General features: G+C 62.4%; 26 protein-coding genes. 2 read left to right on the top strand and 24 right to left on the bottom strand.

Translation table 11 applies throughout. The features are described from left to right. Positions 1–11: 11 nt before the first annotated feature. The 11 genes from QMY55_RS22405 to QMY55_RS22355 all read right to left on the bottom strand — a co-directional run bounded on the left by QMY55_RS22405 (position 12) and on the right by QMY55_RS22355 (position 9,013). Positions 12–2,891 carry a conjugative transfer ATPase gene (locus QMY55_RS22405; protein WP_283486302.1) on the bottom strand — a complete coding sequence of 960 codons (2,880 nt, stop codon included), beginning with the start codon at positions 2,889–2,891 and terminating at the stop codon, positions 12–14. Then, positions 2,891–3,340, bottom strand: a complete 450-nt coding sequence (locus tag QMY55_RS22400; protein WP_283486301.1) for a TIGR03751 family conjugal transfer lipoprotein — start codon at positions 3,338–3,340, stop codon at positions 2,891–2,893. The genes QMY55_RS22405 and QMY55_RS22400 overlap by 1 nt, the downstream gene beginning before the upstream one ends. Further along, the gene (locus tag QMY55_RS22395; RefSeq protein ID WP_283486300.1) at positions 3,321–4,751 is read right to left on the bottom strand and encodes a TIGR03752 family integrating conjugative element protein; all 1,431 of its coding nucleotides are present in this window, start codon (positions 4,749–4,751) and stop codon (positions 3,321–3,323) included. The genes QMY55_RS22400 and QMY55_RS22395 overlap by 20 nt, the downstream gene beginning before the upstream one ends. Next, complete coding sequence (locus tag QMY55_RS22390; protein ID WP_456064498.1) at positions 4,741–5,685, bottom strand: TIGR03749 family integrating conjugative element protein; 945 nt, start codon at positions 5,683–5,685, stop codon at positions 4,741–4,743. The genes QMY55_RS22395 and QMY55_RS22390 overlap by 11 nt, the downstream gene beginning before the upstream one ends. Next, the gene (locus QMY55_RS22385) at positions 5,682–6,374 is read right to left on the bottom strand and encodes a PFL_4703 family integrating conjugative element protein (RefSeq protein ID WP_283486299.1); all 693 of its coding nucleotides are present in this window, start codon (positions 6,372–6,374) and stop codon (positions 5,682–5,684) included. The genes QMY55_RS22390 and QMY55_RS22385 overlap by 4 nt, the downstream gene beginning before the upstream one ends. After that, positions 6,371–6,781 (bottom strand): TIGR03750 family conjugal transfer protein, encoded by a 411-nt coding sequence (locus QMY55_RS22380; RefSeq protein ID WP_283486298.1) that lies wholly within the window; start codon positions 6,779–6,781, stop codon positions 6,371–6,373. Before QMY55_RS22380 ends, QMY55_RS22385 begins: the two co-directional genes overlap by 4 nt. A 12-nt stretch (positions 6,782–6,793) precedes the next feature. Beyond that, positions 6,794–7,153: a TIGR03745 family integrating conjugative element membrane protein gene (locus QMY55_RS22375; protein WP_283486297.1), complete on the bottom strand. Its 360-nt coding sequence runs from the start codon at positions 7,151–7,153 to the stop codon at positions 6,794–6,796. 16 nt (positions 7,154–7,169) lie between these two features. After that, positions 7,170–7,403 carry a TIGR03758 family integrating conjugative element protein gene (locus QMY55_RS22370; RefSeq protein WP_040277343.1) on the bottom strand — a complete coding sequence of 78 codons (234 nt, stop codon included), beginning with the start codon at positions 7,401–7,403 and terminating at the stop codon, positions 7,170–7,172. Then, the gene (locus QMY55_RS22365) at positions 7,400–7,783 is read right to left on the bottom strand and encodes an integrative conjugative element protein, RAQPRD family (RefSeq protein WP_283486296.1); all 384 of its coding nucleotides are present in this window, start codon (positions 7,781–7,783) and stop codon (positions 7,400–7,402) included. The genes QMY55_RS22370 and QMY55_RS22365 overlap by 4 nt, the downstream gene beginning before the upstream one ends. Before the next feature lie 119 nt (positions 7,784–7,902). Then, positions 7,903–8,112, bottom strand: a complete 210-nt coding sequence (locus QMY55_RS22360; RefSeq protein WP_283486295.1) for a hypothetical protein — start codon at positions 8,110–8,112, stop codon at positions 7,903–7,905. A 157-nt stretch (positions 8,113–8,269) separates the two neighbouring features. Then, positions 8,270–9,013 (bottom strand): TetR/AcrR family transcriptional regulator, encoded by a 744-nt coding sequence (locus QMY55_RS22355; RefSeq protein ID WP_283486294.1) that lies wholly within the window; start codon positions 9,011–9,013, stop codon positions 8,270–8,272. Positions 9,014–9,134: 121 nt separating this feature from the next. Between QMY55_RS22355 and QMY55_RS22350 the strand changes: the two genes are divergently transcribed. Both QMY55_RS22350 and QMY55_RS22345 read left to right on the top strand, forming a co-directional pair. Further along, entirely contained in the window at positions 9,135–9,542 is a 408-nt protein-coding gene (locus tag QMY55_RS22350; protein ID WP_283486293.1) for a PaaI family thioesterase, read from the top strand. Between the two features lie 65 nt (positions 9,543–9,607). Continuing rightward, a complete protein-coding gene (locus QMY55_RS22345) occupies positions 9,608–10,792 on the top strand; it encodes an aromatic ring-hydroxylating oxygenase subunit alpha (RefSeq protein WP_283486292.1) in 1,185 nt (394 codons plus the stop codon). Positions 10,793–10,846: 54 nt separating this feature from the next. On the opposite strand, the gene QMY55_RS22340 is transcribed toward QMY55_RS22345, so the two are convergent. The 13 genes from QMY55_RS22340 to QMY55_RS22280 form a co-directional block, all read right to left on the bottom strand. Further along, positions 10,847–11,596 carry a TIGR03747 family integrating conjugative element membrane protein gene (locus QMY55_RS22340; RefSeq protein WP_283486291.1) on the bottom strand — a complete coding sequence of 250 codons (750 nt, stop codon included), beginning with the start codon at positions 11,594–11,596 and terminating at the stop codon, positions 10,847–10,849. Then, positions 11,593–13,779 carry a type IV conjugative transfer system coupling protein TraD gene (traD, locus tag QMY55_RS22335; protein WP_283486290.1) on the bottom strand — a complete coding sequence of 729 codons (2,187 nt, stop codon included), beginning with the start codon at positions 13,777–13,779 and terminating at the stop codon, positions 11,593–11,595. Before traD ends, QMY55_RS22340 begins: the two co-directional genes overlap by 4 nt. Positions 13,780–13,783: 4 nt before the next feature. Further along, positions 13,784–14,332: an integrating conjugative element protein gene (locus QMY55_RS22330; RefSeq protein WP_283486289.1), complete on the bottom strand. Its 549-nt coding sequence runs from the start codon at positions 14,330–14,332 to the stop codon at positions 13,784–13,786. Beyond that, positions 14,329–14,919: a transglycosylase SLT domain-containing protein gene (locus tag QMY55_RS22325; RefSeq protein ID WP_283486288.1), complete on the bottom strand. Its 591-nt coding sequence runs from the start codon at positions 14,917–14,919 to the stop codon at positions 14,329–14,331. The genes QMY55_RS22330 and QMY55_RS22325 overlap by 4 nt, the downstream gene beginning before the upstream one ends. After that, positions 14,901–15,626, bottom strand: a complete 726-nt coding sequence (locus QMY55_RS22320; protein WP_283486287.1) for a TIGR03759 family integrating conjugative element protein — start codon at positions 15,624–15,626, stop codon at positions 14,901–14,903. The genes QMY55_RS22325 and QMY55_RS22320 overlap by 19 nt, the downstream gene beginning before the upstream one ends. Positions 15,627–15,636: 10 nt before the next feature. Beyond that, entirely contained in the window at positions 15,637–16,278 is a 642-nt protein-coding gene (locus tag QMY55_RS22315) for a hypothetical protein (protein ID WP_283486286.1), read from the bottom strand. Beyond that, positions 16,275–16,853, bottom strand: coding sequence for a PFGI-1 class ICE element type IV pilus protein PilL2 (gene pilL2, locus QMY55_RS22310; protein ID WP_283486285.1), 579 nt, complete (start codon positions 16,851–16,853; stop codon positions 16,275–16,277). The genes QMY55_RS22315 and pilL2 overlap by 4 nt, the downstream gene beginning before the upstream one ends. 330 nt (positions 16,854–17,183) lie before the next feature. Further along, positions 17,184–19,376, bottom strand: a complete 2,193-nt coding sequence (locus tag QMY55_RS22305) for a c-type cytochrome (RefSeq protein ID WP_407650560.1) — start codon at positions 19,374–19,376, stop codon at positions 17,184–17,186. 705 nt (positions 19,377–20,081) lie between these two features. Beyond that, entirely contained in the window at positions 20,082–20,453 is a 372-nt protein-coding gene (locus tag QMY55_RS22300; RefSeq protein WP_283486283.1) for a DsrE family protein, read from the bottom strand. 106 nt (positions 20,454–20,559) lie between these two features. After that, positions 20,560–20,937, bottom strand: coding sequence for a carboxymuconolactone decarboxylase family protein (locus QMY55_RS22295; RefSeq protein WP_283486282.1), 378 nt, complete (start codon positions 20,935–20,937; stop codon positions 20,560–20,562). Between the two features lie 36 nt (positions 20,938–20,973). Beyond that, positions 20,974–21,339 carry a DUF5368 domain-containing protein gene (locus QMY55_RS22290; RefSeq protein ID WP_283486281.1) on the bottom strand — a complete coding sequence of 122 codons (366 nt, stop codon included), beginning with the start codon at positions 21,337–21,339 and terminating at the stop codon, positions 20,974–20,976. A 12-nt stretch (positions 21,340–21,351) separates the two neighbouring features. After that, on the bottom strand, positions 21,352–22,704 hold the full coding sequence (locus QMY55_RS22285) for an NAD(P)/FAD-dependent oxidoreductase (protein WP_283486280.1): 1,353 nt from the start codon (positions 22,702–22,704) through the stop codon (positions 21,352–21,354). A gap of 13 nt (positions 22,705–22,717) precedes the next feature. Then, a complete protein-coding gene (locus tag QMY55_RS22280) occupies positions 22,718–23,041 on the bottom strand; it encodes an ArsR/SmtB family transcription factor (protein ID WP_283486279.1) in 324 nt (107 codons plus the stop codon). Positions 23,042–23,081: the final 40 nt, after the last annotated feature.

The following is a 23,081-nucleotide window of genomic DNA, read 5'->3' as shown; positions in this document are numbered from 1 at the left end:
TTCTCCGGCGGCTATTGCGGCAGGTTCAGCGCGGGCGATTCGATGCCCCGTGCCCGGTCGATCTTCTCGGCGACCTTGAAGGCCGCTTCCAGTTCGTTGCAGCCGTATTGCTGCATGAGCTGGTAGCGCTCGGCTTTCTCTTCGGGTTCGGTTTGCGCGAGCGCGAGGTACAGGCTCGGCGGCACGGCGCGGAATAGCACCTCCAGCGACTTCGACAGGATGACGCCCTCGGTGAATTTTCCCGCCTCCTTGCGGGCGGACAGCATCAACGCCTTTTGCGCTGGTGAGAGTTCGCGGAACCTGGCGATTTTTTCCACCTCGTCCGGCGGCATCGACAGGCAAATCCACCATTCGATCATGTTCAACATCGGCTCGGCAGCACGCGGCAGATCGTCGATATTTTGCGTAGCCAACCAGTACCAGGCACCCAGCTTCCGCCACATTTTTGTGATCTTGACCACGTAGGGGGCAAGCAATGGATTTTTGGTGATGATGTGTCCTTCGTCTGTGACGTTGACGATGGGACGGCCCAGGTACTGGTCGCGTTCGGCGATGTTGTTCACCGTGCTGATCAGGCTGATGTAGGCGATGGAAAGCTGGGCGTTGTAGCCCTCGCGGGCATACGTTGCGAGATCCACCAGGGTGATATCGGCCTCGGGCCACGGAGATCCGTCGCGGTCGAACATCTCGCCGTCCGTGCCTTGGCAGAACATATCCATCGCGTCTGCCATCTCCAGCAACCGCACGCGCCGCATCTCGGGCAGCGTCGGGTCTTGGCCCCGGGCGCGCAGCGCGTTGCGCACGTCGCGCGTGAGTACCGTACGTTTCTCGGCCACGCACTGCTCGGCGGCATCGAGGATGCATTGGCGGATCAGCGAACGGTCGGCCCGCGTCATCCGGGCTTCTTCCTTATCTTCTCCGCCCGTGATCATCAGCCGGGCCGTGATCTCCAACTCGCCCAGCACATCTCGCTGTTCATCCGCTTCCATGGCCGGGGTATCCGGCGGCTGGTCTTCATCCAGCGCATCGGCATCGAGCGTCTGCACGTCGCTGGGCGTTTCGATCAGCCGGCGTGCGTCTGCGAACGGCGCTAGGCTGATGCCGGAGCCAGGGGCCAGCTTGACCCGGTTCACGGTGAGCCCGAGCTTGCGCGCGAAGTCGCTGAACAGGCCGAAGCTGTTGCCGGCTTCCACGATGAACAACCGTGGCCGGTAGATGGCCGTGACCTGGTTCAAGAGGTTGTTGAGCGTTGCACTCTTGCCGGAGCCGGTAGGACCGAACAGGAATAGATGGGCGTTCATCTGCCGGTCCAGGCGGTTGAGCGGGTCGAAGGTGATCGGCCCGCCACCGCGATTGAACATGGTGATGCCGGGGTGCCCTGTACCCTGGGCACGGCCCCACACCGGCGACAAGTTCGCCGCGTGCTGGGCGAACATCAGTTGCGTGTACCACTTGCGCCGATCCTGGCCAGGGTTGTAGCAGCACGGCAACCAGCGCAGGTAGCTGTTGAGCGGTGCCACCTCGTCATCCTCGCGCACCGGCTGCAGGCCGGCGTTGAGCATGACGTTCGCCAAGTCCAGACCGCGCCGATCCAGTTCCGCCTCATCTCGCCCGCGCAGGTAGAAAGCCAGCGTCCCCCGGTAGAGTTTGTGCGCGCTGCCGATGAGGGAGCGTGCCTCATGCACATCCTTGAGCGTCTGTTCCGACGCCAGCGTCTCGCCCACGGCCTTCTTCGCCAGGTGGTTCAAGTCCGCTTCCAACACATCCTGCGGCGTGGCAACGATGGTGAGACACATCAAGGTGTCTTCCGGCATCTGGTCGAACAGCGTGTTGATCGCATCGCCCTTGCGCGTCTCTCCCGTCAGGTGTCCCGTGCCGGGCGGCATGCGCAAGCGGTCGGTGATCAGCACACGGTGCGGCATGCCGTCGAAGCACCAGGTGCCCTGCGCGACGTCGGAGCGCGGCTGGCCGAAGAATAGCCGCTGGCTGAAATCCCGCCCACTCGCCAGTTCGATCTCGCCGTCTTCGCTGCCCTCGGTACTGTCGGGGTAGCGTGCCAGCGCATAAAAGCGCTCCCGATCCTCGGCACCAGGCCCGAGCAGCGTGGGGTTCGGGTTGAACCACCGCAGCAGCCAGTCATGGACATCGGCTGCGGCCATGCGCCGGGCCTGGATGCCGGCGTTCGCCAGCCCGCCGCACAGGCGGTCGCAGACGATGTTCAGCATCTGTTCGGGCGTCTGACCGCGACGGCTTGCCTGGTTTGTGGCACGGCGATAGATCACCATGCGCACGCGCCGCGTCTGTCCGCGCCAGCGCAGCCGCGTGACCACCGTGTCCTCGAACAGCCCGCCCGGCTTGGCGACCGCGCGCAGGTGGTGACCGAAGAAGCGCAGGTAGAACTCGGTGAAGGCCGTATTGCGGGCGCGCGGCTGCACGTAGTCGCGCAGGGTCTGCATGTACTGATCGAAGCTGGGTTCGTCCTGCGCGTAGAGCTGGAGTACCCAGGGGTTCTCGTCCAGTTCATCGAACGAGTCCTGGAGCGCGTTCTCCAAGGCATCGCGGGCATGCGCGAGCCAGCCGGGTTCCCGGCCCTCGGTGCCCAGCGGCACCAACTCGTAGAAGGCCGCGACCGATTGCCCATCCTCCAGCAGCATGGACTTCGACCCGGGCAGGAATTCCACCCACGGCAGCAGTTCGGTGAAGGATGGCGCGACGTCGTACAGCGCCTGCTCGTCCGCCACGGTCGCCGGCCTGCGACCCTGGACCGCCGTGCCGGGTTCAGGGATGCCGGCCTGGCGCAAGGCTTCGACGTGGCGCTGCCAGCCGTCCGGCTGCTCGTCATCGCCAGCGCCAGATGCGTCCAGATTCGGCCAAGGGAGCTTCCAGCGCATCAGTAGTCCTCCAAGCGCTCGCCTGGCATGGCGTACTGCACGCGCTGGTACAGCGGGAAGACCGTGGTGTAGCCCGGAACCGGCACGGGATCCGTGCCCGCCAGGTGCGGGTACACGTACATCACCAGGTCGGGATTGGGCAGGCGCTGGAATTGGCGATAGACCTCGTTGCGCGCCGTGCGCGTGTAGCGCATTTGCTCCGCGGGCGCTGCCTGCACATCGGCATCGGTCAGCGGCCGGCGCAGACTCTGGCGTGCATCAAGCAACTGCCTGCGTGCGGCCTTGCCTGTGCTACCGCCGCCATCACCAGCGTTCTGCTGCCAGATGTCCATCATCGTGCTGTCGCCGTGCGGCAGCAGCTTGTCCTTGCTGGTGGCGCAGCCGCCGAGTACGGCGACGGCAACGGCCAGCGCCAGGCCCCGGGCCAGGTTAGTCAAGTTCGAGGGCATGGCTTTCTCCTGCGCGGTGATCGACCTTGCGGCCTTCGGCATCGAAGTCGATGGCGAGCGGTTTTTCGAGGTGGACGGCGACCTTCGCGCCGGGCTGGACATAGATGGCGGCAAAGGCTTCTCCGTACAGCTTGTTCGCCCAGTCGGCCATGTCGCGCACGCCACCCGCCAGGATGCGGCCCATGGCCTCGTTGCCCGAGATGCCGACGCTGCCGATGGAGCCATCGGCGCCCACGTAGGACATCTGGCCGCTGTCGCTGTCGATCAACGAGGCCACGCCGGCACCAGCGGCCGTGATCAGGGCCTGCGAGCCGAGGTATTGCTGGGCGTTGCTGCGCCGCTCCCCGCCGACGCAAGGGATGCCATAGGGATCGCTGATCCAACCCAGGCCTCCACCTTGAGCGTTCTGCTGCTGGCTGTTCTGCTGGTTGCCATTGCTGTCATCGGGGATCGTGCGAATCGTGCCGTCGTGGAAGACGAAGGTGATGCTGCGCACCTGGCCGCGCACGCACGAGAGCGTCCAGTCGTCCGATGCAGTGCCGGAAAACACGGCACCGGCAACGTCCGGAATATCGATCCCGTTGGCGGTGAGGTTGTCGGGGCCGACGAGGACTTTGAATGGGTATGGATCGTTGACCGTGCCGTCGATCGGAACGCGGCCGATCAGCGCCGTCATAGCCACAGATCCCATCAGCGTCGAGTTCGTCGGCACGGTATAGACGGGCTTGGCGCTCTTTGCGTTCGTGGTGTTTGCCCCCGTTTTTTCCGCGGGTTCGGCCGGCGTTTTCTGCGTGCTCTGCGCGGGACCAAAACTCGTGGGGAAACTCGGGCTGCTTTTCGTTCCGCGACTTGCATTGCGCCCCTCTGCAGGCTTCGCGTCATCCGGTTCGACCCAGCGCAGGCCACCTTCCATGCCTGCCTCGTCGCCGTCACGCAGTCCAAAGCCCACAGGCAAATCAGCATGGCCTTCGCCGCGCCCGCCGATGCTCTCCAGACGCCGCTGCAGATCGGAGAGAAGCCCCTCGGTCTGCTGGCGATCGCTGGCCGCCAGCTGCTGGTCGCGGCGCAGGTTGGAACGTTCGGATTCGAGGGCTGAATTGATGCGCTGGTCGATGGAGTTCTCGCGCTGGCGCAGCCGCTGGTTCTCCTCGCGCTGGGACTTGTTGTCCGAGAGCGCGCCCTGAAGCTCGGTGCGAAACTGCTTTACCTGGGCGACGAGCGTGGCCACGGTGTCGCGGGGCGTATCGCCTTCGATACCCAGCGCCTTCATTTCCTCGGGCGTGAGTTGGGCACTGGCATCTTCAGCGGCTGGCGCCGACGAGTCTCCACCCGAGAACAGCCGGATGGCAATGAACAGCACCAGCAGGACGACGGGAATCAGCAACCACTTCAGAAGTCCGTTACTGCGCATGGCCGGCCTCCTTGTTGTCCGAGGCTTCGCGTCCCTGTTCCGATGAGGTCGGTGGCAGCGGCAGATGTGCGGCCGGATCGAAGCGGTGGATCGCCGGCAGCAGCGACTGCGCGAGGCCGCGCCCGCGCGTCACCAGGTACAGGACGGTCGTGTCTTCTGGCGTTCCGCGTGGGCCAAGCGCCTCGTGCTGGAAGGTGGCGGTGAGGAAGTCCCCTTGCAGCACGCGCGGGTCAAGCGTGACCCAGCCCGTGCCGGTGTTGGTCAGACGCACGGCGGTGACCCACTGGTCTTCCAGACGCCACGACGCGATCGCGATCGCACGAACGGGCAACGTTGGCATCAGCGTGCCGAGATCGAGGTCGCGGCGCAGGTTGACGCGCATGACGCCGGGTATGGCTTCTACAGTGCGCAGCGGCGCATAGAGGTTCTGTGCAGCAAAGCGTGTCAGGACGACCGACACAGGGGTTTCGCGTCGCGCTGCCCGTGCGCCTGCCTGGTCCTGGCCGCGCGCCGAGGCCTTGTCGGCATCGCCCGCCTGGTCGCCATAGCGCGCCGGAGTGCTGTTGCCCTCGACGATGCGCACCGGCTCCAATGCCGGTTCGCCGTCCTTGGGTGGCTCGGCCGCGATGTCCAGCAGGATCAGCGCGCCCGTGTCGGCGTCTTGCAGTTGTAGCCGCGTAGGCTCGATCGGCTCACTGGCGCGCAGATACACCGCGCCGCCCGCGCTTTGCACGCGCAGGCGCTCGCCAATGCCTGCGGGGACTCCCACGCGGACGTTCCGGTCGATGAACACGATGCGCTCCTGGCCCACCTTCAGCGGCACCGCCAGCGGCATGCGTTCCCAGCGGAGGATCTCCAACGCCTGGACGGCGGGAGCTACGGCGACGGCCAGCAGCCCCAGCAGCGTGAGTACAGGATGCTTCATGGGCTTCATGGGGAATTACCTCCTTGAGGCGCTTGCGGAGCCAAGCCACCCGATGCCGGGCGCGTCGGCTCCGGTGCGCTGATGCGCTGAGGCGTACCTTCGTAGCAGTCCAGCGCCATACCGAACGGGTTGCGGACAGGATCGACGTCCACTCGCGTGACCTTGATGGGGTAGCGCACCAGGGCGCGCTTGATCTGCTCCGCGCCGTAGTACTCGTCGGCGCTGATGTCCAGCATCACCACCCAATCGCGGTCAGAGACCACGCGCACGCGCGCCGTGGGATCGTCGCCGTAGCCGCGGCCGGGGATTTCGTAGATACCGCGCACGCGTTGCCGCAGTTCGCCCGTGCTGCGCCGATAGTCGTAGTCGGCGCGCAGGAAGGCCTGGCAGGATGGGGTGAGGTACGGCGAGAGCGTGTGGAGGTTGCGCGGGTAGTCCTCCTCACCATTCGTCGGCCAACGGTTGAGGGTCTGGAACACATAGAACGTGAACGCATAGACCGACTCAGGCGGCACTTCCCACCATTTGCGGGTGCTGCCGGAACGCAAATCGGGCGGGACGTGGATGGTCAGGTCGCGTGGGGCGCTCCACCAGCCGCCACCCATGACCAGGGCGACGATGACCAGCGCGCCAGCACCGAGGCGAAGTGTCCTGATGTGCGCCTGCAGGTGGGCGATCTCGTTCTTGAAGCGGCTCATCGTGCTCCCCTTGAAACAGACCTTCGGGTGGTCCAGAAGCCCGAGCGCGAGATCAGTACATGGCCGCCCACCCATCCGGCCATCAGCCGATGGCGCGTGGCGATGCGCCATTGCAGTTGGCGGTACAGCCAGGTGTCGGGCCTGCCGCGCTTGAGGCGGCGCAGGATGCCGCCGCCGATGAACACGCCGAAGGCCACGCCCAGGACAATGAACGTCGGCGCGATGGCGATCGTGCGGAACACCCAGGACAGCGGCGCGCCGACCAGCAGGCCGGCGGCGCCGGACAGGCCGCAGCAGATCCACAGCTCGTCGGCGGTGAGGCCGCGCACGACAACGGGATGGCGGTTGAGCCGGTGCGGAAGGAACGTGACCGTCCCGTCCGCACGGACGTGCTGCTGCTCGGACATACAGGCTTCGCCTTACAGGATGCCGGTGGCTTCGGTGAGCAGCCAGATGCCGATCACGAGCAGGACGGCACCGATGGCGACCGTGAGGCCGAATTGGCCCCAGGTCTTGCGGCCGGTGTGGATTTCCGCATAGGTGCCGTAGGCGTGGTAGCAGACGCCGATGAACATCGACGCCACCACCAGCAAGGCCACGAGCATGATGATGTCGTAGCCATAGTTCCTGATCGTTTCCATGATGCCGTTGCCGGTGCCACGGGTCGGGTTCTCCAACTGGGGCAGGCCTTGCGCGAACGACAGCGCGGGCAGCGCAGCGGTGCCCAGAGCCAGAGCGGTGCGCTGGGCGAGGCGGGAATGGAGGATGCGGTTTTGCATGGTCGTGCCTTTCAGGTCAGGAGAGGAGGAAGAAACTCAGGACGAGGTACAGCGCGATGAAGCGGATGCACACGCCAAGGAACTGGCGCTGGTTGAGGCGGCTCTCGGACCACCCCACGTAGGCCGTTCGGATGGCCCATACGCCCCAGACGAGCAGGACCGCGAACACGACGCCGACCAGGACGGTCGCCATCGCGGACGGCGCGATGCCGCTGTTGGCTTGAAATGCCGAAACCTGAGCGCCGTTCATGGCTTGCCTTCCGCAGTCGTCCGAGGTGCTGGCGAAACGGACCGCTCGGTGCGGTAGCCGCCGGCCAGTTCGGAGAGGTCGCGCGGCTGGGCGCGCGTCGGTGTGAGATGGGCCTGGATGCCAGCGCGCACACGCGCCAGGTCAGCTTGCAGCCGTGGGTAGTCGAAGTGGTAGCGCTCGCTTGGCTGGATGGGGGCATGGGCTGCGCTGTCGGCGACGCTGCGCTGCAATGCGTCGAGCTGGCGTAGTGCCGCGATCAGTTCCTGGCGCTGTGCCGGGGGCTCGGCCAACGCCACCGGGGACTGACCCAGTAGAAGGGCCGTCACGAGAAAAGTGGGCACGCCGCGATGCGCGGCGCGCAGCCAGGTTGAAGCCAACATCGCGCCATTCCTGTGTGATCAGCAATGGCTAGATCGTGGAGATCAGGGCTGTTCTAGGCAGCAAACAATAGGAACTCGCGCGCGACCGGATTGATGGCTTGCAATGCCATCACTGGCATCTAAACGACGATCTGCGGTAGGCTGGCGATATGCTGCGTCGCCCTTCCGTCGGCTATTACCCCTGCCAGTACATACTCGATGATCGTCGCGTTGTGCTGTGCGAAGACGATGCGCAATGGAAAGTGTGGTTTGCGGCGGCTGATCGGCGCGTGGCGCAAACGTGGATCGATGACGTTCGGGTCTCTACGATGTTCCTCGGCCTGGCGCATAGCCCGCTGCCGGACCGGAGTCCGGCTCTATTTGAGACCGAGGTTTACACCCACCACGGAGCGGAGCCAGTGCGACGGTACGCGACCTGGGAAGGCACCGAAAGTGGCCACGCCGAACTGGTGGCAATGATTCGGGCCGAGGTGGCCACAACTCAGGTCAAGGGTGATGAGGCCTGGGGAAGGGTTTTTGATCGTCTTCTGGTCGCTCAATCGGAAGCCTAGTTCCCCGCATCGAGATGCTTCTTTGCTGCCCAGAAGGGGGCGTTGCCAATGCCAGATAGCCCAGCAATGCATGTCGGGACTGGAGGCGCAACTGATCGTAGTCAATGCACGCCCCGGTCGTGCCAAGACCTTGTAGATGGGCATGTGCGAAGAGTCCATAGATGATCGTGTGGCAAGTCCTGGCGACGTCCTGTGGCCAAGGGCAGGATCGGTCCGACGCCATCATGATCAAGCGCTGCCAGGCGCCCACGAACTGTTCATACATCTTCGCGTAGGGATCGATCCCAGAGAAGCGACGCTCCAGCAGGTAATGCACTCCCCAAAGTGGTGGGCTCTCACGGTGAGCTTCCAGCAACTGGTCGACGGCTGCATGCATAGCCTTGTCCAATGGCATGCGGATGGAAACAAGGCTTTCGTCCTGCAGAACCCGAAGCAAACGCTTGGAGCGCAAATGCACGCTGACCTTCGCAAGGTTATCTTTGTTGCCGAAGTACTCGTAGAAGCTCCCAAGGCTTGTCCCTGCCAGGTCCGTGATGTCACGGATCGTGACGGCATCGTAGTCGCGTGTCACCAAAAGCTGAACAAACGCTTCCTGCAACGCGCCAGCCGTGTGCCGGGAGCGCGACTGCTGCGGCTTGCGCCGTGTGGCGCCAGAGAGATTTTTGGGACGATAGGCCATGTCCAAAATCCGAACACAAGGAGCAAAGGTAATTCCTAGAATATTTATAGCAGGAATCACCTCTGAACGAGTTCTGCCACAGATGAATGATGTCGGGCCTCAGCGCCCCAGGAGACAGGTAATGAAAGATATTCAGGCATTCGCACAACAGGTGTTTGCCAGCCAGCCCTTCAGTCGTTTCATCGGCGCGGAGTTGACTGCCTCCACAGGTGACAGCGCGGAGCTTTCCCTCACCATCCAGGATCACCATCTGCAGCAGCACGGTTTCGTGCATGGTGGTGTCATCAGCTACCTGGCCGACAACGCCATTACCTTCGCGGGTGGCATCGCTTTAGGGGGCAACGCGCTGACGGCTGAATTCAAAATCAACTATATCCGCCCTGGCGTTGGTATCAGGCTTATCGCCAGTGCGCAGGCACGCAGCACTGGCAAACGGATGGCAATTTGTCAGTGCGAGATATACGCGGAGGATGGAGAGAGCCGCAAGCTTTGTGCTTTGGCTCAGGGGACTGTTGTCCCCGCAGCCTGAAATCAACCCGATTCGCCTGACCATAGCTCCAAAAATGAGATTGCCCCACACTGCAGGAGGCCGATATGCGCAAAAGCACCCAGATGGATATCCTTTGCCAGTTGGAGTCATTACATAAAAAGGGGCGTGACCAGGAGATGCTTGGGAAGGTGGTCCAACTACCCGTAAGCATCTATACCGACGCGGAAATCCTTGATCGCGAAATGGCGAGCGTGTTCCGCCATCACCCCATGCTTGCAGGGCACGTGAGCAGCGTGCGTGAACCCGGCTCCTACCTGTTAAGCGATTGGTCCAGCTTCCCATATGTGATCGTCCGGGGCACGGATGGTCACCTGCGCGCCTTTCTCAATACGTGCCGCCACCGAGGCGCTCGCATTGTGTCAGGCAAAGAACCGTGCCTCAAAGCCTTCATCTGCCCGTTTCATGGCTGGACTTACGGATTGGACGGTCGCCTCAAAGGGATCACCAAGTCCTACAACTTTCCAGACATAGATCGGGACAACTTCGCATTGGTAGAACTTCCCGTGGTAGAGCGGGCCGGCCTGATCTGGATTCATCCGACGCCGGGCGGAAAGATAGACCTTGACAATGCGCTTGGACCTATTGGGGATGACCTCGATCACTTCGCCCTGGGTGAACTCATCAGCTACCGCAAGAACAGTGTGATCAAGCACGCCAACTGGAAGCTACTGATCAAAACCTACTTGGAGGGATACCACGTTCCTTATCTGCACCGGGAAACGCTATCGCACGCCTTCAGGAAAGGCGTTATTGCGCACTATGAACACGGCCATCACATACGGCTCTCCGCAGCGCGCACCAATTTCCTGGACATGCTCTCGGTGCCGTTGGCGGATCGGAACATCCTGGACTACGCATCGGTGTATTACTCAATTTTTCCGCAGGCCTTCTTCATCATGCATCCGGACTATGTGTCCATCAACATGTTCTTCCCGCTGGCTGCGAACCGAACGATCTGGACACACGAGATGCTTTACAAGTCCTCGGAGTTTCAGGGGGAAGCAGGTCAGAAAGCGCTGGAAAAACGCTTCAACTATACGAATGACGCTGTCTTTGACCAAGAGGACTTCGCTGTTGCCGAGGACGTGCAGTTGGGCTTGCAGCACGGTGGGAACGACGTCCACACGCTTGGGCTTGAAGAGGGACTGCTCGCCATCTTCCAGCAGGGAATCGATCAAGCGATGTCCGCTTCACCCAAGAGTAAGCAAACTGTCCGGCAGTTCGCTTGAGTCCAGTTACTGTTTTTCGCTGGGTGTGATCTGGCATGGATATGCCATAGTCCACTAAAGATACTTCTTGAAGCTTCCCGCCGTTAGGCTCACCGCCAGTCCCAGCAAGGCGGCGCTCGGTAGCAGGATCAGCAATGGATGCACCGAGATCGGCAGTGCCAGGTACGTGACCCATGGCAGCACGGCCAATGGCATCAGGCTGGCTTTCGCGCGGTGGTAGATGAAGCCCGATTCCCGGCCCGCGCCGAACCGGCGCACGTCCCGACGCACCAGGCCGTCGATGAGACCGACGAATGCCGCCGTGAAGATCAGTGGCAGGGTCAGCAGCAGGACCAGCAGACGCACCAGGAAAGTCAGCGTCGTGAAGGCCGCGGCGATCAGGTATCTCTCCGTCCAGACATAGACCTGACTGATGTAGTAGCGGAAGTTGCGCACCTGACCATGGCTGGGTGCGCGGGCACGTTCGGCGGTCTGGCTCATGCGCTCCAGCAGCCCCGAGCGCACGAACACCCATTCGTAGCCGGTGTCCACCAGTTCGTGCGCCGTGCGCCCTGGCTCTTGCACCACCACGCTGCGCTGAAAATGGCTCGACAGATGCCCGAGTTCGTACTGCAGCATCTGTTGGGAGTGCCGCCAGCCCTGGTCCTTCCAGAACAGGTGCATGCCGACGCACTCCACCACGATCGAGAACAGCAGCGAAGCGATCAGCACACCGAGCAGCCGGAACGGCAACGTGAGCGTGCCAACGATCAATCCTTGACGGCGGTTCTGCTCTCGCTGTGCGGTGCTAGCAGCGTTGTTCATGGCGCCGCCTCGTCGCTGGCGGAATCGGCGGTGCCGGAAGTGGCAGGTTCGGCGGTGGCCACCTCATCGAGCAAATCATCGGGCAAGGCCGCGTCCTGCAAGACCGGGGAACTGGTGAACTCCCACCACTGCGTGGCCTCGCTGTAGCTCTGGCGCATGTAGCCCGCGAGTTGTTGCAGATCCTGCGGCATGACCTCATCGAGGTCTGGCGCTGGAAGCGGCATTCGAACCTTCCAAAGCTGACCGCCTTGAAGCAACGCGAAACACTGCCCCTTCGGAAGACTGACGACGTGCGACGGCTCGATCATCGGCACGCTCGACATGCTGATACGGTCCTGCGTGTTCGATGTGAAGTCCGTCGTCCCGCGGATGTCCGAAGCGTCGGTCGCCCCACTCACGATCGTGGTCGTATAGACCTCGACCTTGGGCAACTGCCGAGTCAGCAATTCGGCGGTGGCCGTCTCGCGCACGCGCAGCATGAACAAGTTGTTGAAGTTGCCGATCACCTGACCGGCTTTCGCACGACTGCCGATGCGGGCCTCGATGTCGGAGAGCGTCTGCGTGTAGGCGGTGACTTGCAGACCGGCACCGCCGCCTTTGTTGATGAGCGGAACGAACTCGTCCCCCATGAGTTCGTTGAACTCGTCGGCGTGGACGTTGATCGGCACGCGCGTGCCAGCCGATGCGCCCGGCAGGCCATCGTCGATCCCGTGCTTGTAGATGTGGCCCGCGACCGAAACCAGGTCGGAGAACATGGAGTTTCCGACCGCTGCGGCGACCTCGGCGTCCGACAGTGCATCCAAGCCTACATAGACGATGGCGCGCTTTCGGATGACCTGCATCCAGTCGAAAATTGGCCTGGGATCGTTGAGGTCGGAGTAGTTCGGGGCCAGGAGCTGGGCGATCTTGCCGCTGGTGAGCTTCTCCAGCAGCGGCAAGAGACTGGCGACGATCTTGTCGAAGTAGGTCTTGTCGTAGCGGACTGCCGAGCGCAGGCCGTCGAGCACGGGGTCGTAGTTGCGGGCCTGGCTCAGGTACTGCTCCAAGGCCACCACGCGCTTCTCGCGCCCGATCATGTTCCTGGGAATATTTTTCTCGTTGAGCTTGGCCTCAATCTGGACGATCACCTCCCAGGCCTTGGGCTCCGTTTTCGCGAAAAAATGCTGCGCGTATTCGATGAACAGCGCGTCGATGTTGATCACGTGACGCTGGATCAGCATGTAGTCCGGTCGCTGTCCCAGTTCCACCAGGGCGCGGGCGATGATGTTGACGAAGCGCCAGGCGAACTCGCGGAACGCCGCACTGTTGCCTTCACCGGAAAGCTGCCCCGCGATGCGGGTGGCGACCTCCGAGATGCGCCCAAAGCGGCCCACCGCGTTGTAGCGGGCGCTGATCTCCGGCCAGCCGAGATGAAACACGTAGAACTCGCCTTCGCGGCCTGCGCGCCTGGCCTCGACGTACATCCGCTTCAAGAGGTCCGCGTCCCCCTTGGGGTCGATGACGATCACGACCTCATGCTCGCCTGCGGCGTTCTTGCGCCGGATGTCCTGGGTCACGAACAGTTCGGCCAGCCGGGTCTTGCCCACGCGCGTGGTGCCCAACACCAGCGAGTGCCCGACGCGCTCGCCCAGCGGCAGACTGACGTCCACTTCCTCCGGCTCGATACCGTGCAAGCGCGGCAGGCCGCCCACGGGCGGCAGCGGACGCACGGGGTTGAAAGGCATGTCCCAGCCGATGAGCGCGGGCAGCCGCGACAGCGGGAACGGCGCAAATTCCAGCCGTTCCTCCAGACGGCGCGCCAGCTTGTATGCCGGCGTCGGATCGACGTAGTGGCGAAACTCCGGCCGATACGTCTGCACGAGCCTATGGGTGTGCTTCTGCTCCCACAGGAAACCGCGTCCCACAAACAGCCGCTGCTGGCTGACCGGCACGTCCTTGCTGGTCATCACGTAGCGCGGCAACCTACGAATGTTGCGCCGGTAGCGCAGGATGACGCGGGCATCGCGGTAGCGGATCGCGCCATAGGCACCGAATGCCAGCGCGCTGCCGATGCCCATGGCGGGGCTCAGCGCGAGCGACCACGGGGCCACCAGGGACAAGAACGCGGCGCCTGCACACGCTGCGACGGTGTATAGCTCCACCGCTGGGCGAAGCAGCACCTCGACGGGCTGTTTCCCCGACATGGCTTCATTGCTCGATGCCGGTGGCCGTGATCAGCGCCGGGTAGTGCCGCAAGCCCAGGCGCTCGGCCAGGTCATCGCCGGCCACGGGCGCGAGCGGCACGCCGGGCACCAGGGCACGCAGCCGCGCCAGGCCCGGCACCGTCTCGACATTGACCACCAGTCCGATCGCACCACGCTCCCGCAGCGAGGCTGCATGGCGGCGCAGCCAGTCCCTCGAAGCCCCGTCGTCGCCGACGACCACGAAAGGCCGCAGGCCCGGGGCCTCAATCACCCGACGCGCGACGGTGCCGGGCGTGAGCTTGGCGCTGCGTACCGGCAGCATTGCGGCCTCGTCTGCTGGCGTGGCAGGAACCTGGGGCGTCGGGAGGGGCGGGCGCGCCGGCGCATTGGCGCGCGGCTGAAGGTTCAGGGCTTCGTAGTACGGCAGCGCGGACGTGCCGCCGCGATCCTCGACCACGATCAGCGGTTCGCCGGCAAGCGAGGCCACCGGCAGCACTGCCAGCGACACGAGCAGGCCCTTCAAGGTGAAATTGGGCAAATGGGGTTTCGTCATGGGGAGGACTCCTGGCGCGCTGCGAGCGCCGTGGTGGTTGGGCGTGTGCCTTGCACGCGGGCCAAGTGGCGCGACACGCTGCGCCGGTAGCGGGCAGCGGGCTCGCCGCCTGCGGGGCGGTGGTAGCGGCCGATCGCCAACAGCCAGTCCTTGCCGGGGGTGTGCTGCTCTTTCAGGATCTTGGCGGCGATGGCCAGATTCCGGTACGGGTCAAGCAGATCGCACGCGCTGGTGAAGCGCTGCTGGTGATAGCCAAGGTTGATCTGCCCCAGGCCTGCGTCGATACGGGTGTGCGGGGTGGAACGCATCGCCTGCTGCAAGCCGGTGCAGGCGTCGGCACGGGTGGCGAAGCGGCGCGACTGGCCGGCGATGTTGAGCGACCAGGGCCACGGGACAATGCGACCGTTGCGCCGGATGCCGCTCTCCTGCAATGCCACGGCGTAGAGCACCGTCGAGGGGATGCCCGCACGCTGGGCGGCAAGCTGGTAGGCAGGTGGCGGCACTTCCTGGGCTTGGGCGGCGCAGGCCCAGAGGCCCGCGGCGACCACCAGTGCACGTAACCGTCCCGTCAGGGCTGGCGTTGCCATTGGCCGTTCACCTCGCGCACGACTGCGGGCAGTTCACCGGGTAGGCCCAGCGACAGCCAGCGGCCACCATCGTGGTTGAGCGTGATGCTGCCGCTGCGCACGCGCGCCGGGTCGACCTGTGCGCGCTTGGCCCAGTCGCGGATGCGTGCGTCGTCCTGGCGGCTGCCGACCATGTACAGGTCGAACTCGGCCCCAGAGGATTGCAGGCGCTGCACGACTTGCCCGCAGGCGTCGCAGCCGTCCTTGACGAACACCGCTGTGCGGCCGATGCCGCGCGTGGCGGAAGCACCAGGCTTGTCATCGGGCAGGTTCACGCGCTGCATGCCGGGATTCAGGCGCTGCCAGGCCTCGTCGTAGGCGCGCTGGTAGGCCAGCAGCTTCTCGACGCGACGCGCTTCGACCTGTACCTGCAATTCCGCGTAACGCCGCCGTTCCTCGTCGGAGCGGGCCTCGATGCCCAAGACCGATAGCGGGTCCAGGTTGGGCGAATAGACGCCAATCGGCCCCTCCATCAACTCGCGATAACGGGCGAACTCGTCATCGCGCAGCCCCCATTCCTTTGCCTGACGTGTGTCCTGGCTGTGCGCGATCTGGCTCTGGCTGCTGCGGGCGGGCTGGATGTTGGCGGCTTGTTGAGGCGTCTGCTGCGCAGACGCCGGCAGGTGCAGCGCAGCCAGCAACAGGATGAGGATGGGAGGATGTTTCATCGCATGGACCTCAAGGAATCGCCACGCGGCGGGTATGGCCGCCGGTCTGGAACACGGCGGTGCTGCCTTCGATGGACTGCAAGCGCCACGGGCCGAATGCATCGCCCGGCAGCAGCACCTGAACCTGGTCGGGCGTGAAATCCTCGGCGCTCAGCGCGACGGACACGCTGCGCTCACCGGCACGCAGTTCGGCACCGATGACGCGGAACGGCAACGGCGGCGGCTCAGGCTTGGCAGCGGGCTTGCGCGTGGTGCGTGGCTGGGCGGGTGACGCAGCCAGCGCGGCGGTCTGGCGTGCCTTGAACTGCTCGACCTCGGCGCGTAGCGCCTGAAGCTCATCGGCAGCGGCACGGTCGCTCAACGCCTGCTCGACCTGGGCAATGCGAGCTTCCAAGACCTTGCGGGCGTCTTGCAGACCTGCGGCTGTCGCGGCTGCTGGGCGCTGCTGCAAGGCCTGGGTGGTTTCGGTCAGCGCGGCGACTTGCGCTTCGAGGCGTTGCAGGTGGGAATCGAGCCGCTGCTGTCCGGCCTGGTCGTTCGTCGCCTGGTAGCCCAGGGCCACGAAGACGCTGAGGCCGATCAGCCAGAGCCAGAGCAGGCTTTGCACCGCCACGGCGGCGGTCGGGCGGCGCAGGGATTGTGCAGCGTTCATGGCTGGCCTCCCGACGTGGACGGCATCAGCGGGAACGTCTGCACTGCTTCGGCGGCGGGCGGCTCGGGTGCTGGGTCGGCGCTCGCGTCGTCACCGGACCGCTCGAAGCAAACCTGCCGTGCCCGGTCATCCGCGTGCAGTTCCCAGGCGGGGCCGGCCAGGGTGAGCAGCGCATCGCGCACGGTCATGGGGCCGAGATGCAAATGCGCCGCCGGCAGCGGCAGCGCGTACAGATCGATCACGGCATACGTGGTCTCGCAAAGCTGGTAGCCGCTGCGTTTGAGCACGTGCCGCAGTCCGTCGCCGACCGTCGCGCGAGCATCCTCGGGCATAGACACGTCGATGGTTTGTAGCAGCAAGTCGCGCTGCGCCGCCGTGGGCGCAAGTTCGACCAGCGTGTAGCGGCCATAGCGCACGACGGGAATGAACTCGGGCGTCTCGGGTTCGAGGACTGGTGCGGCTTCCTCGATGGGCTCGGACGGCAGCGGCGCCGTGGTGGTCGCGCAGCCGCTGACCAGGGCTGCGGTCAGCAGGCCGGCCCCGACCAGTCGCCGGTATGGGTGGATTGCGGGCATGGCATCGGCTCTTCTGTTGCGATGCCGATACCTTGACTGGGTGCTGCCGAGTGGTCAGCCAGGAATGCGAAATTCGGGTTGCCCGATTGTCGAGGTGGCGTTACACCTCAACTGAGGTGCGCTTCATTGACTAGGTGGGAATTATGCGGGTGGGAGATATCCGATAGCACCAGCTCAATTCTGGGCGAGTGCTATCCAACGGCATGCTCAGGTCATGCGTTCGGTCAGAATGTCAGTTCGCCAACCTCCCGATAGTGTGTTAGGCACCAGGCTTCCCGTGGCATGCAATCACGAGTGCTACATGCCACGCGTCGCGTTTCCCCCGGTTCTTCAATAGCGCGCATCACCGGGCTTCTTGTCTTGGGGCCAGTCCTTGACCTTGGGTGCAAAATCCGGGCGCTCCATATGAGAGAAGTATTCAGCCACGTCTAATGCCTCCTGGTCAGTGAGCCCCCCTTGACCCAGCGGGAAATGCTTGCCGAAGGCAATGGGCATGTTCCGCTTCACAAAGGCCGCCGCTGTGTAGGTGCGAGCCATGCCGGCGCCGATGTTGAAAGATTCGTCACCCCACAGAGGCGGATAGACCATCTCGCCCTTAGCATTTCTGACACCTTCGCCGTTATCTCCATGGCACAACGCACATTGCGCCGCATAGATGCGTTTGCCATTCTCCGTATTGGGAATGAGCGTCCGATCGATCTTGCCGATTCCACGGCCTTCAACCTTGTCCTCAGGCTTTGTCTCTCGCTTCATCCAGTCGAAATAGGCGACCATCGCCTTCATCTCGTCGCTGGTGATGGGCAATGGCTTGCCGTGCATGGAACGCTGGAAGCATCCGTTGATGCGGTCTTCCAATGTGATGATGCGACCTGCGCGTGGGGCGTAGCTGGGGAAGAAGGCAGAAACGCCAACATAAGGGGAGCCATCCGCAACCGTGCCGGCATTCAGGTGGCAGCTAGCGCAGTTGAGCTTGTTGCCCACATTATTTGGAAGCATGCGTGCCGTATCGATATTCAGTCGCGCACCCAATACGAGTTGCTCGGCGTTGTTTTCCTTAAGCATTTCTGCGAGACGTGGCGTCTCGAACGGACGATGATTGTCGGCCGTGGCATCAAGGAGCTGGCGGGCGCGACTCACCTCGCTGGCTTTGATCTCACGAGCGTCGGCCCGACCCCATGCGCGGCGTGTGAAGTTTAGGATTTCGGTGATCTCTTGGTCACTCAACTGCGCGAACGAGGGCATCGTCAGTAGCCGTGCATGACTTTGCGTGAGCGGCGCCTGCCAGCCCGTCAACATGATGTGGATCAGCGTTGCCGGGTTTTGCGATTGCAGGGTGTTATTGCCGACTAGAGAGGGGAACGCATTGGGCACACCATCGCCGTTCGAGCGGTGGCAGTCGGCACAGAATTGCAAGTAGCCAAGGCCACCGCGTGTGGTGAAGATGTCGCCGGGTACTTCGCCGGGATTGACCCTGCCACCAGTCCGGTATGGTGTGATGACAGGTCCCGGACCTTGGGCGACCTGCATGGGTAGGTCGTCTTTGCCAGAAGGCAACGATTTCAGGTAGATGCCGATAGCGAGCAGATCGTCGTTTGTCATGTACTGAGTGCTGTGCTGCACCACGTCCACCATGTTGCCTGAGACTGTGCCGTGCTTGTTGCGCCCAGTCTTGAGCATCTCGGCGGTTTCCTCGGAGGTCCAGAGGTTACGTAGGCTCAGAGCACGCCAGCCTTCGACGGTTTCCCCGGCCAGGAACAGGCCGCCGCTAGAGCCCTCGCTGGTCATGGTCTTCTCCTGGAAGCCAACGCCGCGAGGCGTGTGACAGGCACCACAATGGCCTAGACCCTGAACGAGGTATGCCCCTCGGTTCCACACGTCGTTCTGGTCCTGCACCGGCTTGAAGGGTTCGTCTTCCAGAAACACCGCGTTCCAAAGCGCCAGCCCCCAGCGCTGGTTGAACGGAAAGCCCATCTCAGAGGGCCGATTCGCTTGTTCGACGGGTGTGACGTCGTGCATCAAGTAAGCATAAAGCGCCTTCATATCGTCCGGCGTCATCTTCGCATAGGACGGATAAGGCATGGCTGGATACAAGTTGTGGCCATCGGCAGCCACCCCAAGGCGCATTGCGCGATCAAACTGCTCCAAGCTGTAACTGCCAATGCCCGTTCTCTTGTCTGCCGTGACATTGGTGGAGTAAAGCTTGCCGAAGGGCGTTTCCAGTGCAAGGCCACCGGCCATGGGCTTGGACGGGTCAGACGTATGACAGGCAACGCAATCGCCCAAGCGTGCAACGTAGCGCCCCTGCTCAACCAGTTCATGTTGCTGCGGTGTCAACTCGGTCGCGCCGCTGGCCGGAAGCCCTTCATTGTTCACTGCGACACGGATAGTGCGTGCGTTGAATACCGCTACAGTCAGCCAGATTAGAGAGATCACTCCAATAAAAATGACCAATAGTAATAACCGACGCTTCCTGCAGGAAAAGTATTTGGGCTTAAGAGTATGGGCCTTGATCATTGCGAGCATCCATTAACGTCTGATGACTGAATTATCGGCGCTCTCTCAACTAAATTGATTGATTGAAGTCAACTATCAATGCATGATTTATACTGCAAAAACAGATTCCATTAGGATTTTCCCACACTCCGATTAATTGAAAATTAAGCAACTTTCATTAATTAAATCCGGAATGGTTTAAATAAAAAATCATTGACACTAAATTAATATTTCCGGAATATCGATTTTCTCTGAAAATATGGATTTTCCAAGTTTTTTTAATTGTGGCGTCATTTGAAATATTCTTTGGTTTTTTTTGCATCTAAGAATGATCGAAATTTCCTCTGGTTTACTGCGGGAAAACAACTTGAGATTCATGTCCGTATTTAAGAAAAAAGGCCCTGCAGGACCTGTTGACAACACACATCGAGCGCGCCGATCTAGAGGCTGCGCTTCCATTGTTGAGTTTGCCGTATTGTCGACAGATTGCTTTCCTGGCTCTCTGCCTGTATCATATAGCCTGTGAATCTATCGCGCGCTTTGCGCATAAAGCACGCGGGCACTCAGTCCTTCATAAAGCGTAGTGCAAATAGAAAGAATTGTCGTGTGTTTCATCATGCCCCCTGTGCTAAACGCATCATGCGGACATGCAGAAGTAATGGAGTGGACTTCCCCCGGCCAGATAGACAGCCGGGGCTATGAGATAAAAGCCTTTTCAATCTGTTTTTCGAAGTCTCAAGTAACTTGCAATGACCCTTTGGCCTCTATGAGCAGGTCAATGACGTCTGGCGCCGTGATGATGCTGAAGCGCGGGTCCATTTGTTCGGCACTCATTCCGTTGTGGATCATGCACGCTCCGCAGATCGCAATTCGCCCACCCTTCTCCACGAATTTCTCCAATAAATTGGCAACCGGCTCGAAAGGCTTTCCGACATCCATACTGGCCGCTGCGCCCGGCTTGCCCAGTTCGACGGCCTCCATCATTAGGATGATAGTCGCCGTATGCCCCTTGAGCAGCGCATTGAGCGCCATGGTAAATGTCACGGTAACTTTGTTGGGGTTGCTCTTTCCGTCAAAAACGGTTGCGACGAAATCAGTAGTTTGCATGGTCAAGTCCTTGTTTATATCGAATGAATGCGGGAAAGTCTGAACTACAGCGCCCACACGGCGAGGCAGTGAGACCACGATCTCGGTTTGTGGCGCGTCGTGTCCGCTATTGGGCCGGGGCGGAGGGCGCAGAATTGCCGGTCAGCGCCAAGAACTCATTGAAGGCGGCCACGGCGTTTGAAGCGTACATCGCGGAGGGGCCACCGCCCATGTAGATGGCCACGCCCAGAGCCTCATGCACTTCGGCTTCCGTGGCGCCCAGCTTGGCCAGCGCCTTGGTATGGAAGGCGATGCAGCCATCGCACCGCGAGGCAACGCCGATCGCCAGCGCGATCAACTCCTTCGTCTTGGCATCAAGTGCCCCATCGGCAATGGCGGCCTTGCCCATCTCGCCGAAACCCTTCATGACCTGCGGAACGCCTTTGTGCAAAGGCGCCAGATTGGCCATGACGTCCTGGGTCAGTTGCTTGTAGTTACTCGTCATCAAACACTCCTCATTGGCAGAAAAATCAGGCTGCAATCAGATCGAAGACCGTGTGGACGGGCCGCGCCCAGACCACCAGCCGCCGACGGTGTAGAAAAGAATGGTGGAACCCACGAGCCCCAGCCCGAACACGAGGGCGATGAGGAACCAGTCGGCCGGCCCGCCGGCATCGGTAAAGCCGGACGACGACACTTGGGCCATCAGCACCAGCGCCAGACCTCCGCCGATCAAGCCCAGGCCTTGCGAGCGCACTAGGCGACGCGACACCAGCCCACGCTCGTGGATCAGCAGAGCCACGAACGCCAGCAGGCCAAGCACTACCACCGCCAACAGCAGCCATAACAGAGGCCCGAGCATTTCCTGGAACACCACCAGCAGGACAAAGGGATCAAGTTCTTTCATGGTGCAGTCTCCTCAGGCGTGGCCGCGCAGCATACTGATGTAGGTGGGCTTCAAGGCCATGGTCTTCATGACCCAGCTAACCCACAGCTCTTCCAAGGGGGCGATCACGCCGGGGAAGGACGGCACCAGGTTGTTCTGGTAGTCGAACTCCACCAACATGGCTTGGCCCAGGCGCGTGATCATGGGGCAGGAGGTGTAGCCGGTGTAGACCGCGTCCGACTGCTTGCCTGCAATCTCCGCCACCAGATGGTCGACGGCCACCGGCACCTGCCACTTCACGCTGGCCGCCGTCTTGCCCTTGGGCACTCCAGCGATGTCGCCTACGCCGAAAACGTTGCGGTAGCGCACATGACGCAACGTGCCTTTGTCCACTTCCATCCATCCCTCGGCTGCCCAGGCACCGGTTTGCCAGGGCAAGGGGCTGTTGCGGATGACTTCGGGCGCGCGCATGGGCGGAATCACGTGGAGGAAGTCGTAGTTCTGTTCCTCCGCGCCTTCGGGCGTGCTGAAGGTCGCGATGCGACGGCCCGGGTCGATGGCCTTGAGCACACGTTCGTGGTTCACCTGGATGCCACGCTCCTGGAACAGCATGCGCACCTTCTCCGAGACGATGGGCACGCTGAACAAGACCTTGTTGTTTGAGTTGTAGACCACCTCGGCCTTGCCGCGCTGGCCGCGCCGAGTCAGGTAGTCCTCGGTCACGAAGGTGTACTTGAGCGGCGCGCCCGCGCACTTCATCTCAGTGGCGGGGCGCGTGAACACGCCACGGCCGCCCCGGTCAGCAAACGCGGACATCGCCTGCCAGGTAGCCAACGCACCCGACGGGCTGTGGTAGATGCTGCCGATGCCGCTCTGGCCGATCAGCTTTTCGTCCATGCCCTCGATCAGGCCGTATTCCAGCTTCATGCCGGTGGCAACGATGAGGAAATCGTAGGGATAGGCCTTGCCACTTTCGGTGACGATACGGTTGCCCTCCGGGTCGAATTCCGCCACCCGTTCCTGGACCAGTTCGACCTCTTCCGGCACGTAGTCAGTGGTGCTGGAGGTGACGTAGTTCATCGGCTTGATGCCTGAGCCGACCAGCGTGAAACCAGGCTGGTAGAAGTGCTCTTTGCGCGCGTCGATCAAGGTGATCTGCGCACCGTCCAGCATGGCGGCCAGGCGCGAGGCCGCAGTCAGGCCCGCCGCGCCGGCACCCGCGATGACGATGCGTGCCTTGGTCCGTGTCCTGTCTGCAGCGCGAGCCAAAGTCGTTTGCAGCATCGCGCCAGCAGTCCCTGCCGCCCCCAGCATCAGCAATGCGCGGCGGCGGTCGATCGAGCGCTGCAGCGCGGTGTCTCCTGTCAGGTTTTTTTCGTTTTTCATGGTGTTGGCTCCGTCACTTCGGAGCGCAGTAGATGTCCCAGAGCGTGCGCATGATGCGCACGACGTCGTCGCTGGCCAGGCGGTAATAGACGAACTTCCCCTCCTTCTCGGTGTCGACCAGCCCCTCTTGACGCAACACGGCCAGTTGCTGCGACAAAGTGGGCTGGCGGATGCCCGTGGCTGCTTCCAACTGGCCCACGTTCAGGCGGCCAGGTGCCATCTGACACAAAAGCATCAAACGATCCTCGTTGGCAAGCGCCTTCAGCAAGGCACAGGCCTCGCTCGCGTGTTCGCGCAGCTGCTCCGGCGTGTGACTGGGCGTTTTTTTGCTGTTCATGGGCGTATTTCTTATTTCAATTTATAAAAGTATAAACTAT

The organism is Comamonas resistens (assembly GCF_030064165.1).
GTDB lineage: Bacteria > Pseudomonadota > Gammaproteobacteria > Burkholderiales > Burkholderiaceae_C > Comamonas > Comamonas resistens.
The sequence above is the reverse complement of the archived record's forward strand: the minus strand, read 5'-3'. Positions and strand labels throughout refer to the sequence as shown.